Source organism: Microbispora sp. NPDC046973, from assembly GCF_040644495.1.
Lineage (GTDB): Bacteria > Actinomycetota > Actinomycetes > Streptosporangiales > Streptosporangiaceae > Microbispora.
Genome location: NZ_JBEYWQ010000002.1, coordinates 167,984 through 181,085 on the forward strand (window position 1 = coordinate 167,984; position 13,102 = coordinate 181,085).

The 13,102-nt window shown below is 73.5% G+C and carries 14 protein-coding genes; all 14 read right to left on the reverse strand.

Translation table 11 applies throughout. The annotated features are described in order from the left end of the window. Window positions 1-56: 56 nt before the first annotated feature. The gene (locus tag ABZ860_RS04830) at window positions 57-1,013 is read right to left on the reverse strand and encodes an ADP-ribosylglycohydrolase family protein (RefSeq protein ID WP_357215148.1); all 957 of its coding nucleotides are present in this window, start codon (window positions 1,011-1,013) and stop codon (window positions 57-59) included. A gap of 80 nt (window positions 1,014-1,093) precedes the next feature. After that, entirely contained in the window at window positions 1,094-3,814 is a 2,721-nt protein-coding gene (locus ABZ860_RS04835) for an HAD-IC family P-type ATPase (RefSeq protein WP_357215151.1), read from the reverse strand. Between the two features lie 34 nt (window positions 3,815-3,848). After that, complete coding sequence (locus tag ABZ860_RS04840) at window positions 3,849-4,010, reverse strand: alpha helical protein (RefSeq protein WP_079315866.1); 162 nt, start codon at window positions 4,008-4,010, stop codon at window positions 3,849-3,851. 207 nt (window positions 4,011-4,217) lie between these two features. Next, window positions 4,218-4,964 (reverse strand): thioredoxin domain-containing protein, encoded by a 747-nt coding sequence (locus tag ABZ860_RS04845; RefSeq protein ID WP_357215154.1) that lies wholly within the window; start codon window positions 4,962-4,964, stop codon window positions 4,218-4,220. A gap of 124 nt (window positions 4,965-5,088) precedes the next feature. Further along, entirely contained in the window at window positions 5,089-5,658 is a 570-nt protein-coding gene (locus ABZ860_RS04850) for a MauE/DoxX family redox-associated membrane protein (protein ID WP_357215157.1), read from the reverse strand. Window positions 5,659-5,795: 137 nt separating this feature from the next. Beyond that, complete coding sequence (gene trpA / locus ABZ860_RS04855; RefSeq protein WP_357215159.1) at window positions 5,796-6,590, reverse strand: tryptophan synthase subunit alpha; 795 nt, start codon at window positions 6,588-6,590, stop codon at window positions 5,796-5,798. A gap of 22 nt (window positions 6,591-6,612) precedes the next feature. Next, complete coding sequence (gene trpB / locus ABZ860_RS04860) at window positions 6,613-7,818, reverse strand: tryptophan synthase subunit beta (protein WP_357216297.1); 1,206 nt, start codon at window positions 7,816-7,818, stop codon at window positions 6,613-6,615. Window positions 7,819-7,883: 65 nt separating this feature from the next. After that, window positions 7,884-8,708 (reverse strand): indole-3-glycerol phosphate synthase TrpC, encoded by an 825-nt coding sequence (gene trpC / locus ABZ860_RS04865; protein ID WP_357215162.1) that lies wholly within the window; start codon window positions 8,706-8,708, stop codon window positions 7,884-7,886. Window positions 8,709-8,852: 144 nt separating this feature from the next. After that, window positions 8,853-9,278, reverse strand: a complete 426-nt coding sequence (locus tag ABZ860_RS04870; RefSeq protein ID WP_357215164.1) for a DUF2752 domain-containing protein — start codon at window positions 9,276-9,278, stop codon at window positions 8,853-8,855. 10 nt (window positions 9,279-9,288) lie between these two features. Next, on the reverse strand, window positions 9,289-9,972 hold the full coding sequence (locus ABZ860_RS04875; RefSeq protein WP_357215166.1) for an RDD family protein: 684 nt from the start codon (window positions 9,970-9,972) through the stop codon (window positions 9,289-9,291). A 435-nt stretch (window positions 9,973-10,407) separates the two neighbouring features. After that, complete coding sequence (locus ABZ860_RS04880; protein ID WP_357215169.1) at window positions 10,408-11,034, reverse strand: Trp biosynthesis-associated membrane protein; 627 nt, start codon at window positions 11,032-11,034, stop codon at window positions 10,408-10,410. Beyond that, complete coding sequence (gene hisI, locus ABZ860_RS04885; protein WP_030509961.1) at window positions 11,031-11,381, reverse strand: phosphoribosyl-AMP cyclohydrolase; 351 nt, start codon at window positions 11,379-11,381, stop codon at window positions 11,031-11,033. The genes ABZ860_RS04880 and hisI overlap by 4 nt, the downstream gene beginning before the upstream one ends. A gap of 170 nt (window positions 11,382-11,551) precedes the next feature. Then, window positions 11,552-12,340: a cache domain-containing protein gene (locus ABZ860_RS04890; RefSeq protein ID WP_357215172.1), complete on the reverse strand. Its 789-nt coding sequence runs from the start codon at window positions 12,338-12,340 to the stop codon at window positions 11,552-11,554. A 5-nt stretch (window positions 12,341-12,345) separates the two neighbouring features. Beyond that, a complete protein-coding gene (locus ABZ860_RS04895) occupies window positions 12,346-13,089 on the reverse strand; it encodes an FCD domain-containing protein (protein ID WP_357216299.1) in 744 nt (247 codons plus the stop codon). Between the last annotated feature and the right edge of the window lie 13 nt (window positions 13,090-13,102).

Sequence of the window (13,102 nt, forward strand, 5' to 3'; positions counted from 1 at the left end):
GGCGCGAGGCACGGGCATCGGTCCCGCGACCTGCGACGACCGTCTCCCGCACCGGTTCAGAGCTCGGCGGCAGGCGTACGGCGCAGGGCGGCGAGGCGTGCGGCCAGGTCCCCCAGGCCCGGGTATTCGCCGAGATCCACCAGCCCCAGCCAGCCGAGCGCGGTGACCCCTTCGGGGTCGCGGGCGCCGAGGACGCCGCCCGCGAGCGCCGCGACCGTGTCGGTGTCTCCGCCGAGCGACACGGCGTACGGGAGCGCCGAGGCCAGGTCCGGGGCCTCGCGGATCACGTGGACCACCGCGGCGGCCGTCTCCACCGCGTCGAGGGAGACCCCTTGGGGCGGGGGCGACCACCGGCCGTGGGCGGCGTCCGCCACGGCGTCCATCGGCCCGTAGCGCTCACCCGCCCAGCGGGCCTCGGCCGCCGCCGCGTCCAGCAGATCGGCCGCGCCCGCGCCCTCCACCGCGGACGACGCCATGGCCGCGATCACGCAGGCCGCCGCCATGGCCGCCGGCGCGCGGTGCGTCGCGGCCGACAGCGCCTCGCACAGGCTCCGGCGGCGTTCGGGCCGGTCGGGCGGAACGGCCCAGCCGGCGGGGGCGATGCGCATGGCCGCGCCGTTGGTGGGCAGGTCGCCGGCCGAGGGCGCGGGGAGCTCCCCCGTCGCGTGGAAGTGCGCGAGGGCCCGCTTCGTCGTCGGCCCGAGGCCGCGCACCCCGGGCGCCGCGTCGGCCAGCCGGGTCAGGAAGTCCATGGAGGCGGGCCGTCCGTCCGTGTCGGCCAGGCACCGGGCGACCAGCACCATCTGCGCGGTGTCGTCGGAGGTCGAGCCGCGCGGCCACCCCCGGTCCGTAGCCGGCAGGCGGACGACCTCGGCCGGGTCGATGCTCTCCGGCGGGCGGCCCTCCCAGGGGACGCCGAGCGCGTCGCCCGCCGCGAAGGCGATCATCGCCCCGTGGATCCTCCTCGCGGCGCCCGCGGGTTCGGTGAGGGGAGACCGGTCGTCGTACGGCATGCGGGCATGCTAACCGCGGCCACGGAGGCGAAACCCGGAGAGAGATCAACGCGGCCGGTCGGCCGGGGACGGCGGCGGGGTCAGGCGGCGCCGCGACGTCGCTGTGCGGGGCGGCGGCTGAAGACCGCGGCCCTGCGGTGCAGCCGGAGGTGCGGTAGGCGCTCCCGCTGCGGCGCGGGCGGCCCCGTCCGGAACCGGCGCTTGACCGTCTCGACGAGCGCCAGGTAGACGACGAGGACGGCGGTGACCGTGCCGAGGATCACCGGAGGGATGGGGGCGAAACCGAGGTCGGGGCCCAGGGGGGTGTACGGCAGGACGAGGCCGGAGAGCACGACCGCCGTGACGGCGGCGGCGAGGGCCGCGCCGGGACGGCTGCGCCAGAACGGGGCCCGCCGGGTGCGCACCACGAAGATCACCAAGGTCTGGGTGGCGAGCGACTCCACGAACCACGAGGCACGGAACAGCGCCGGCCCGGCGTGGAACACCCGCAGCAGCACGGCGAACATGAGCAGGTCGAACACCGAGCTGATCGGGCCGAAGACCAGCATGAACCGCCGGATGAGCCCCAGGTCGAAGCGCGCGGGCCGGGCGAGCTGCTCGGCGTCCACCCGGTCGGCCGGGATCGCCAGCTGGCTCGCGTCGTACAGCAGGTTGTTCAGCAGCACCTGGCTCGGCAGCATCGGCAGGAAGGGCAGCACCGCCGACGCCGCGGCGGCGGAGACCATGTTGCCGACGTTACTGGCCGTTCCCATCAGCAGATACTTGATCGTGTTGGCGAAGATCCTGCGTCCCTCGACGATGCCGTCGGCGAGCACGCCGAGGTCCTTCTCCAGCAGCACCACGTCGGCGGCGTCCTTGGCCACGTCGGTGCCGGAGTCGACGGAGATCCCCACGTCGGCGCGGTGCAGGGCGAGGGCGTCGTTCACCCCGTCGCCCAGGAAGGCGACGTCGAGGCCCCCGCGCCGCTGGACCGCCACGATCCGGGCCTTCTGCTCGGGGCTGACCCGCGCGAAGACGGAGGTCGTGGCCAGGGCCCCGGCCAGCGCGTTGTCGTCGAGGCCGTCGAGGTCGGCCCCGGTCAGCACGCCGCCTCCCGGCAGGCCGATCGACTCGCCGACCTTCGCGGCGACCAGCGCGTTGTCGCCGGTGAGGATCTTCACGGTGACGCCGAGCGCGGCCAGCCGCTCCACCGCCTGTGCCGCGCCGGGCTTGGGCGGGTCGCTGAAGACGAGGAAGCCGGCGAGTTCCAGGCCGCACTCCTGCGGGCCGCCTACTCCCGCGGCTTCTGCGGACGGCCTGTCGTCCCGCGGCCCGTTCTCCCGCGGCCCGTCCTCCTGCGGCCCGTTTTCCTGGGGGCCGTTTTCCTGCGGTCCGTTTTCCTGGGGGCCGTTCGCCGGGGCGTGCGGCCGGATCGCCACCGCGATCAGCCGCGCCCCCTCGCCGAACAGCCGGTCCGCCGTCTCGCGGGCCCCGCCGGGCACGGCGCGGCAGCGCGCGAGCACCTGCTCGGGCGCCCCCTTCGTGATCGTCGTCCGTTGCCCCGCCGCGTCCTCGACCAGGACCGACGCCACCCGGCGCTCGTGGTCGAACGGCCGTTCCGCCAGCCTTCGGTAGCCGCGGGCGGCCACGCCGTCCGCGAGCCCGCCGGGCCGCGCCGCCTGATGCAGCGCGTCGTCGAGCGGATCGGAGCCGGGCGGGTCGGCGCACAGCAGCCCCCACCGGAGCGGTTCGGCCGCGTCGTCCGTGCCGTCCGGAGCGAGCGAGGCGCGCAGCTCGATCCTGGCCTGGGTCAGGGTGCCGGTCTTGTCGGTGAACAACACCTCCACGTCGCCCAAGTCCTCGATCACCACGAGCCGTTTGACGAGGACCTTGAGCCGGGTGAGCCGGCGGGCGCCGGTGGCCAGGCTGGTGGTCACGACGGCGGGCAGCAGTTGCGGGGTCACGCCGACCGCGATGGCCAGCGAGAAGAGCAGCGCGCCGAGGAGCGGGCGGCCCAGCACGAGGTTGACCGCGAGGACCCCGGCGGTCAGGACCGCCGCCACCCACACCAGCAGCCCGGAGAAGCGGCGCAGTCCCGTCTGGAACGCCGTCTCGGCGTGCCGCTCGCCGAGCCCGGCGGCGATCTCGCCGAACGCGGTCGCGGCCCCCGTCCCCGAGACGACCCCGGTCGCCGTGCCCCCGGTGACGACGGTGCCCATGAGCGCCGTGTCGCCCGGCTGCTTGCGCACCGGCATGGCCTCTCCGGTCAGCACCGACTCGTCGCACTCCAGGCCGTGCGCCTCGGCGAGCCGTACGTCGGCGGGGACCACCGCGCCGAGCCGCAGGCCGACCACGTCGCCCGGCACCAGGTCGGTCACGTCACGCGTGGTCCACGCTCCCCCGCGCAGCACCTGGGCGCGGTGGCGCATGCGCTCGTGCAGGGCCTCCACCGCGCGCTCGGCGCGGTATTCGTTGGCGAAACCCAGCCCGACGCTCAGAGCGACGATGACGCCGATCACCACCGCGTCGGTCCGCTCGCCGACGAAGAACGACACCGTGGCCGCCACCAGCAGCAGCACCAGCAACGGGCTGCGCACCTGCCGCGCGAGCACCGGCAGCGGGCGGGCGCGGTGGTCGCGGACGGCGTTCGGGCCGACCCGGCGCCGGGTCTCGGCGGCCTGCTCGTCGGTGAGCCCCGCCGTCAGTCCGGTCGTGAGTCCGACAGGGTGACGCGAACGACCACGGGCGACGCGAACGGCCACGGGCGACGCGGCGGGGCGGTGTCCGCCGGCCTGCTCCCCGGGGCGGTCGCGCCCGCTCATCGGCCCGGCGGCACCGGCATCGGCCGCCGCTCCGTCATGATCGGTTGTCCGGCTCCTGGGTGCGGCTGTCGAACTCGGTGTGACCGTTCGGGCACTTCGGGATCGTGTCGCCCTCCTGGACCGACACCTTCTCCCCGCAGACGGCGCAGTGGAAGACGCCGGTCTTGCGGGCCTTCTCACCGGTGTGGGCGGGCACGGCGCCTCCTCGCTCAGCTCGTCGCGGCGGAACCGCTCACGGCAGGCGCGGGCGGGACTCCGGTCGGACCGGCCCCTCCCCCGCCCCGTGCGGAGCTCGTGACATCGCGCTCGATACCCCGGTCACGGGAGACCACGCGGCCCTTGCCCGATTCTTGACGACGGCCGGGCGGGGGGACGGCCCGCGTGGGGCCGTCCCCGTGAGAGGTCACTTGCCGGCGCTCTCCACCGCGTCACGCAGCGAGCTCGGCACGAAGGCGACGTTGGTGTCGAGGTCCTTGCCGTCGAGCTTGATGGTCGGCGTGCCGGTCAGCTTCTGCGCGCTCATGGTCTGCTGGGAGAACTGCTGGTGCGCGGCGACGTTGCGCTGCTGCCGTACGCAGTTGTCGAAGTCGGGGGCGGTGACGCCGGCCTCCTTGCCCCACTTGATCAGCTCGTCGACGGTGAAGCCGGTCACGGTCTCGCTCGGCTGGTTCTTGTAGAGCGTGTCGTGGAACGCCAGCCACTGCCGGCCGTCGGTGACGCAGCGGGCGGCGGAGGCAGCGCGCAACGAGTTGCTCTTGGTCGGCTCCTGGGTGAAGATCGTGATCGGGTGGTACACGACCTTGGCCTTGCCCTCGGCGGCCAGGTTCTTCAGCGTCGAGCCGCTGGTCTCCTCGAACTGCTTGCAGGCCGGGCACTGGAAGTCCTCGTACACGTCGACCACGGGCTTGGTCACGCCGGACTTGGCCATCACGACCGTCCCGTCCTTCTCCACGGTGACGGGAGCGGCGCCCCCGGAGGCCTCCTCCGCGGTTCCCTGCCGCACCGACCACACCGTGAACGCGGCGGCGATCACGACGATCACCGCGATGGTGACGATCATCGTGATGCGCTTGCGCTGCTCCTGCTTGCGCAAGGCCTCCCGCTGGGCCGCGATCCGGGCCCTGGCCGCCTCACTCGTCCGCTTGCTCACGAAGCTTCCCCCCTGGCTTTGCTGTCCGGTTCCCTTCGCGCACTACCGTTGGCCCCGTGCGGCCGGGGACGGTAGGGCCGAAGGACCCGCGATCGGTCTCCGTGCCCGGCGACGTCGTCCGCGGTCACGCACCGTCGCCCTCGCCGCCGTCCGAGTCGTCCTCGTCCGCCGTATCCCGCTCCCCCGTGAAGCCAAGCGCGGAGTCCAGCGACAGGCGGCTCGCCGGCCTGACCACGATCCACGCCGCGCAGACCAGCAGCCCGAGGTCGCGCAGCAGCTCCCAGAAGTAGTTGGGGTCCTGTCCCGCGGCCAGCGTGCCGTCCCCGCCGAAGCAGCCGCAGTCGATGCGCAGCCCCCTGGCCCAGGCCGACGCGATGCCGATGACGAACGCCACCATCAGCACTCCGCCGACGACCGCCACCGCGCGCGTGAACAGGCCGACGAGCAGCAGCAGGCCCGTGATGATCTCCAGCACGGGCAGGCCGTATCCCACGACCTGCGCGACGGAGTCGGGCAGGAGCTGGTAGGCCCGCACCGCCTGCACCGACAACGCGGGCGCTCCGATCTTGAGCGCCCCGGCGACGATCAGAACGCCGGCGAGCACGACCCGTGCGGCGGTCGTGACCCAGGAGAGCACGGGTTTCGCAGGCTGTAACCGTTCGGACACCGAGGCGCCGGATGCCAACTGAACCATGAGTCTCCTCGCCCGGTAGGCAACACCGACTGAACAGTACCGGGACCCAACCTCACCATGTGCTGGATAAGAGCATGGTAAGCCGCCTTATCTTGGCTGCTCGCGGCGAGTGTACGGGAAGGAAACCCCAGGGCGTCTCAGCGCCGGACGCCCCGGGCGAGTTCGGCTCCGAGCTCGCGTACCGCCGCAAGACCGGACTTCTCGTCCGGCGCGTCGAGCAGGCGCCGGATGAAGGCGGACCCGACGATGACGCCGTCGGCGTACGCCGCGACCTCGGCGGCCTGGGCGCCGTTCCCGACACCGAGGCCGACGCAGACGGGCAGCGACGTGTTCGCCCTGGTCCGCTTGACCAGGCCCTCCGCCGCCGAGCTTACTGTCTCCCTCGCACCGGTCACGCCCATCAGCGAGGCCGCGTACACGAAGCCGGTGCAGCAGGCGGCGACCCTGGCGATGCGCTCGTCCGGCGAGCTGGGCGCGACGAGGAAGACCGTGTCGATGCCGGCCTCCTTGCTCGCGGCGAGCCAGGGCTCGGACTCCTCGGGCGTCAGGTCCGGCGTGATGGTCCCGACGCCGCCCGCCGAGGCGAGGTCGCGCGCGAAGCGCTCGGCGCCGTAGCGGTCGATCGGGTTCCAGTACGTCATGACCAGCGTCGCGGCCCCCGACTTCGCCACGCCCTCGACGGTGCGCAGCACGTCGGCGATCCGGGTGCCGTTGACCAGCGACCGGTGCACCGCGTCCTGGATGGTCGGGCCGTCCATGAGCGGATCGGAGTACGGCAGGCCGATCTCGATCACGTCGCAGCCGGCCTCGACCATCGCCGTCGCCGCGGCGACCGCGCCGTCCTTGGTCGGGAAGCCGGCCGGCAGGTAGCCGACCAGCGCGGCCCTGTCCTCGGCGCGGGCCTTGTCGAACACCGCGTGGAGTGTCGTCATCGGGATGCCCTATCGATGCTGATCAGAGGTTGAAGTACTTCATAGCGGTGCCCATGTCCTTGTCACCGCGGCCCGACAGGTTCACCAGGATGACGGCGTCAGGACCGAGCTCGCGGCCCAGCCGCAGCGCGCCCGCGAGCGCGTGCGAGGACTCGATGGCCGGGATGATGCCCTCGGTGCGGGCGAGCAGAGCGAAGGCCTCCATGGCCTCCTCGTCGGTCACGCCCTCGTAGGTGGCCCGGCCGGTGTCCTTGAGCCACGCGTGCTCCGGGCCCACGCCGGGGTAGTCGAGGCCGGCCGAGATCGAGTGCGACTCGATCGTCTGGCCCTCCTCGTCCTGCAGGACGTAGGTGCGGGCGCCGTGCAGCACGCCGACGCTGCCCTCGGTCAGGGTCAGCGCGTGCTCGCCGGTGTCCGCGCCCCGGCCGCCGGCCTCGTAGCCGTACAGCCGGACGTCCTCGTCCTCGATGAAGGCGTGGAAGACGCCGATGGCGTTCGACCCGCCGCCGACGGCGGCGCAGACCGCGTCCGGCAGCTTGCCGGTGAGCTCCAGCACCTGGCGGCGGGCCTCCACGCCGATGATCCGGGCGAAGTCCCGCACGATCTCCGGGAACGGGTGCGGACCGGCGACGGTGCCGAACAGGTAGTGGGTGTGGTCGACGTTGGTGACCCAGTCGCGGAACGCCTCGTTGATGGCGTCCTTGAGGGTCTGGCTGCCGTTGGTGACCGGTACGACGGTCGCGCCGAGGAGCTTCATCCTGGCCACGTTGAGCGCCTGGCGCTCGCAGTCGACCGCGCCCATGTAGATGACGCACTCCAGGCCCATGAGCGCCGCGGCGGTGGCGGTGGCGACGCCGTGCTGGCCCGCCCCGGTCTCCGCGATGACGCGCCGCTTGCCCAGCCGCTTGGTCAGCAGCGCCTGCCCGAGCACGTTGTTGATCTTGTGCGCGCCGGTGTGGGTCAGGTCCTCGCGCTTGAGCAGGATCCGCGCGCCGCCCGCGTGCTCGGCGAAGCGCGACACCTCGGTCAGCGTCGTGGGACGGCCGGCGTACGTGCGCAGCAGGTGGTCGAACTCGCGCAGGAAGCCCAGGTCGGTCTTGGCCTTCTCGTACTCCGCGGCGACCTCGTCGAGGGCCGGGATGAGCGCCTCCGGCACGTACCTTCCGCCGAACCTGCCGAACTTGCCGTTGACGTCCGGGTCGTTTCCGTGGACCCCGTTGCCGGCCAGGTCCGCGGAGGTGAGGATGGTCCCCTCCGTCGCGGTCACGTGGCCTCCTTCCGATGCGCTGTCGTTCACGAGTGCCTCTCGGAGCCGGTGTCCTGCCGGGAGGCCGGGTGGGCGCCCGCGGTCACGAGGTCGTTGACCGCCGTCTTGGGGTCCCTGCCGGTGACCAGGCTCTCGCCCACCAGCACGGCGTCCGCGCCCGCCCGCGCGTACGCGAGCAGGTCGTGCGGGCCGCGCACCCCGGACTCGGCCACCTTGATGACGCCGTCCGGCACCTTGGGCGCGAGCTTGGCGAACACCTCGCGGTCCACCTCGAGCGTCTTGAGGTCGCGGGCGTTGACCCCGATGATCTTCGCTCCGGCGTCGACCGCGCGGTCCAGCTCCTCCTCGGTGTGCACCTCGACGAGCGGGGCGAGCCCGATCGACTCGGCCCGCTCGATCAGCGAGACGAGCGCCTGCTGGTCGAGGGCCGCCACGATGAGCAGGGCGAGGTCCGCGCCGTGCGCCCTGGCCTCCCACAGCTGGTAGGAGGTGACGATGAAGTCCTTGCGCAGGACGGGGATGTCCACGGCCGCGCGCACGGCCGCGAGGTCGGCGAGCGTCCCGCCGAACCTGCGCCGCTCCGTGAGCACGCTGATGACGTGGGCGCCGCCCTCCTCGTAGTCCGCGGCGAGGGCGGCGGGGTCGGCGATGGCGGCGAGCGCGCCCTTCGAGGGGCTCGACCGCTTCACCTCCGCGATGACCGACACCCGGTCGCCGCCGAGCGCGGCGTAGGCGTCCCGGGGCTCGGGGGCGCGGGCGGCGAGCCGCTTGAGCTCCTCGATCGGCACGTTGCGCTGCCGCTCCTCGAGGTCCTCCCGCACGCCCAGGATGATGTCCTCAAGAACACTCACGCGTCCTCCTCGCCTTCGGCTCGGAGCTCGCGCGATTTGCCTGTCCGCTCGCTCACGCGTAAGGGTCCCTCCGGTCGGCTGCTCTGCGTGTCCTGCCCTGCGATGGTATCGGCCCGTCTCGCGTCGATCCGCCACCGGGTCGATTCACGGTGCGAGGAATTGCCCGAAAGGCGTATTACGCACCACCCCGAAGACGGCCGCGACGACGAGGAGTCCCCACAGGTACGCGGGGCGCGCGCCGTCCGGGCGCATGGGCCGTCCCTGCCATGATCGTAACGCCCATCGGGCCCACAGTGTGATTACGACAGGGACGCAGAAGACAAAGAGCAGGTTCATCCGCGCCGCCCCGGCGAGGTCGGCGTGGGCAAGGTCGTGCACGGCGCGCAGCGCGCCGCATCCGGGGCAGTACAGGCCGGTCAGGTAATAGAGAGGGCAGACGGGGTAGTGACCCGGCTCGTGCGGGTCGACCACCGCCAGGTATGTCACCGCCGCGGTCAGAACGGCCGCGGCGCCGAACGGCGCGCGCAGCGACCACACCCGGTCCCACGCGCGCCGTCCGGTCACCTCCATGAAGGTCAGCCTAACGCGGGGCGCGCACGACCACGGTGCCGACGATCTTGTCGGCGAACGTCTGCCGCTTGGCGTCCCACAGCGGCCACAGGAAGCCGATGTAGCAGGGCAGGCCGTCGATGATGTGGCAGAGGTAGCGGACGAAGGCCATGCCGAAGCCGATGTACTCGCCGGTCTGCTCCTTGACCGTCTGGATGCCGACGACCTTCTTGCCCACCGTCTGGCCGGTGGTGCCCTCCTTGTACTTCAGCCACAGACCGAGGCCGATGGCGACGACGAAGCCGAGGAGGTAGATGACCATGCCGATCCCGCTGCCACCCGAGGAGGTGAGCTCGCCCGTGTTCGGGTCAACCTGCAGCGAGTTGGCGGTCATGGAGCCGCCGATGGCGTAGAGGATGCTCGACGGCACGCCGACGATCACAGCGTCGATCAGGTAGGCGCCGACGCGCAGGCCCCAGTGGGCGAGCTCGGGAGCCGGGTAGCCGCCGGGCTGGCCGTACGCGCCGCCGTACTGGTCGCCGCCGGGCGCGGCCGGGTACGAGCCCTGCGGCGGCGGGTAGCCGCCGCCCTGCGGGTAGCCGCCCTGGGAAGGCGGCGGGTAGCCGCCCTGCGGCGGGGGGTACCCGCCCTGCGGGCCGGGCTGGTTCTGGGGGTAACCACCCGGGTTGTAGCCCGGGTCGTTGCCATACGTCATGTGGTGCTCCTGCGTGAGTGGGGGAAAAGGAGTCTCGGATCTTCTTCAGCGCGACGAGACCGGAGACGGCCCCGAGAATCCGCGAAGCACCGCATGGGAACGGGCCGGGGATGCCGGGGAGGAGCGACGCGACGACCATGCCGTTCCCGCCGGCGCCGGAGGGTGGCCGGCGCCGGTGCGGACCGGCCGGAGCGGATGGCGATGGCCGTCGGAGGCCGGCTGCCGATCATCCCGGCCGCGCGGGCGGTCATGGCCGCCCGCGCCGCCCGGCCGGCTCCCGTGGCTCATTCGGTCTCCTGCGATGATCAGAGGTCGGCGCGAAGCCTATCGGCAGCAGGGCGGTCGGGCCGGGCAGGAATCCGCTTTGTGGACAATTTGTAATCTGAGGTGGGAACGATCCAATGCGCGGGAGGGACTCCCCCGCCGTCGGACCGGCTACGCGGTGGGGTCCTCGCCCTCGTCGATCGCGTCCCACATCGCCCTGTCGGCGTCCTTCACCCGGGCGGCCCCGCCCGTGCCCCCGGGCCCGGCCTTCCGCTCGTACCTGCTCGACATGCCAGGCCAGCGCACGCTCAGGACGGCCGCCGCCACGCCCGCCACGGCCAGGACGAGCCCGCCCGCCGCGGCCAGCACCGGCCAGACCCAGGCGCGCGACTCCAGGGAGATGTGACCGGAGGACGTCACCGCGGTCGTCATGTGCTGCGCGGCCGCCGAAGCGATCGTCACGCCGCGCGTGCCGTCCCACGCCCCTGCCGCCACCGCCACGCCGAGCAGGGCGACCACCACGCTCGTCACCCGCCGCGCGACCCCCCGGGTCGCCAGGACGGCCAGCACGGCGGCGAGCGCGGCCAGCGCCGCGGGGGTGAGCCAGGCGACCAGGTCGTCGCCGGTGAGGGAGCCGCCGCCCGCTCCCGCGGGGCTTCCCGCCGTGCCGAGCGTGACCCACACGCGGCCCGCGGCCAGCAGCGCGACCCCGCCGCCCACGGCGCAGGCGGCCAGCCAGACGAGCAGCGAGCGCCGCGCCGTGCGCGCCTGGTCGCGGGCGGGCGCGGGAGCGGTCACGGCGCGCCGCTCACGTCGAGGACGTCGGCGTCGAAGCAGGTGCGGTCGCCGGTGTGGCAGGCCGCCCCCACCTGGTCGACCTTGAGCAGGATCGTGTCGCCGTCGCAGTCGAGCGCCACGTGCTTGACCCACTGCACGTGGCCGGAGGTGTCGCCCTTCACCCAGTACTCCCCCCGGCTGCGGGACCAGTAGGTCGCCCGGCCGGTGGTGAGCGTGCGGTGCAGCGCCTCGTCGTCCATCCAGGCGAGCATGAGCACCTCGCCGGTGTCGTGCTGCTGGACGATCGCGGGCACCAGGCCGTCCGGCGTCCGCTTGAGCCGGTCGGCGATCTTCGGGTCGAGGGCCATGAGGCCAATTGTGCCGCAGGTCCCGGCCGCCCCCGCCGCCCCTACCCGGCCTCCCCCGCTGCCGCACCCTGCTTTCCGCGCTGCCGCACCCTGCTCGCCTCGCTGCGCACCCTGCTCGCCTCGCTGCGCACCCTGCTCGCCTCGCTGCGCACCCTGCTCGCCTCGCTGCGCTACACGGGTGCGCCGGCCGTCGCGGTCACCAGCGAGAGCGGCAGGTCGCCCACCCGGCGTACGGCGTGGTCGCCGTCGTGCGGGCCGCCACGGTAGACCGACCCCGCGACCCAGCTCGCGGTGTTGGACGCGACGACCCGGCCCTCGGCGTTGACCAGGAACGCCGGGCCCGGGATCTCCCGTAGCGCGGGGAGCACCGCGGCCTCGAACCGCCGGACGAACACGTCGGCCGCGGCCACCCCGGCGAAGCTCCCCCCGGCCGTCACGGGCACCGACAGCGTGAGGCTGTACTCGTCGGTGCACAGGTAGTCGACGTACGGGCCGCAGATCGTGCGCTCGGCGCCGGAGGACGGGCCGGCGTACCAGTCCCAGTGGGTGTAGTCGTAGAAGGCGCTGCTCGCCGGGTCCATGTCCCGCAGCAGCTGCACCGGGGCGCCGGAGGGGTTCTCCTGCCACCATTCGAGGTACCACGGCGCGTCGGCCAGCAGGCCGGGCGCGGCGATGAAGCCGATCCCCGCGATCAGCGCCGGAAGATGGGCCGGCAGGCGAGCGGGCAGACCGGCCGGCAGCGCGCCGCCGCGCAGCCGGGCCCACAGCAGCGGGCGCAGCGCCGCGAGGTCGGCCACGACCGGGCGGCGCGTGCCGCCCGCGGGCAGGACGCAGGCGACGGCGGCGTCGCGGACCTCGCGCAGCGCCTCGAAGACACCCTCGGCCGCCTCGCGCACCCGCTCCACCGCCGCGGCGGCGTGGTCGTGCCCGGCCTGCACAAGTGACGCCGGTGTGCTCATGCTTTCTACTCCCGCAGCCGCAGCCGAAGCTCGATGAGGTGTCGTGTCGCGTCGAGCACGTGCCGCTCGGCGACGGCCCTGGCCTGCTCGCCGTCGCCGCGCTCGACGGCCCCGGCGATGGCGCGATGCTGTGCCGCCGTCTCATCGTGCCCGCTCAGGGCCTCGTGCGGAAGCCAGAGCAACGGTCCGATGTCAGCCTGTAACCGGATCTCCTCCCGAGTGAGGCGGGCCGACTGCGAGGCCGCCGCCACCTCGATGTGGAACCGGCCGTCGAGCCTGCGCAGCCGGGCGCACGCCTCTCCTGACCCGGCCGCCTGCGGCGCGGCGGCGACGGCGTCCATCTCGTCCAGGGTGCGCCACAGGGGCGCGACGTCCGAGGGCAGCGAGCGCTCGGCGGCGAGCCTCGCCGCCGTCCCGGCGATCGCCGCGTAGTGGTCGCCGAAGTCGCGCAGCTCGTCGGCGGCGAACACGCGCAGCCGCGCAAGGGGGTCGAACTCGGCGGGCAGGCGCACGAAGCTGCCGCCGCCCCGGCCGCGCCGCGTCTCGACCATCCCCCGCTGCCGCAGCGCCATGAGCGCCTCCCGCAGGGTCACGGTGGAGACGCCGAGCCGGCCCGCGAGCTCGGTCTCGCTGGGCAGCTGCTCTCCGTCGGCGAGCAGGCCGACCGCGATCGCGTCGGCGAGCCGCCGCACGACGGCGTCCACTCTGGCCGTGCTGTCCACCGGCGAGAAGACGGCCAGGCGGGCCATGTTCACGGTCGCA

Coding starts and splice junctions, on each gene's coding strand:
- ABZ860_RS04850 (WP_357215157.1), bottom strand. CDS start 5,658: ATGGTTCAGTTGGCATCCGGCGCCTCGGTGTCCGAACGGTTACAGCCT.
- trpA (WP_357215159.1), bottom strand. CDS start 6,590: ATGACGACACTCCACGCGGTGTTCGACAAGGCCCGCGCCGAGGACAGG.
- ABZ860_RS04890 (WP_357215172.1), bottom strand. CDS start 12,340: ATGAGCACACCGGCGTCACTTGTGCAGGCCGGGCACGACCACGCCGCC.
- ABZ860_RS04830 (WP_357215148.1), bottom strand. CDS start 1,013: ATGCCGTACGACGACCGGTCTCCCCTCACCGAACCCGCGGGCGCCGCG.
- ABZ860_RS04875 (WP_357215166.1), bottom strand. CDS start 9,972: ATGACGTATGGCAACGACCCGGGCTACAACCCGGGTGGTTACCCCCAG.
- hisI (WP_030509961.1), bottom strand. CDS start 11,381: ATGGCCCTCGACCCGAAGATCGCCGACCGGCTCAAGCGGACGCCGGAC.
- ABZ860_RS04870 (WP_357215164.1), bottom strand. CDS start 9,278: ATGGAGGTGACCGGACGGCGCGCGTGGGACCGGGTGTGGTCGCTGCGC.
- ABZ860_RS04895 (WP_357216299.1), bottom strand. CDS start 13,089: ATGGCCCGCCTGGCCGTCTTCTCGCCGGTGGACAGCACGGCCAGAGTG.
- ABZ860_RS04835 (WP_357215151.1), bottom strand. CDS start 3,814: ATGAGCGGGCGCGACCGCCCCGGGGAGCAGGCCGGCGGACACCGCCCC.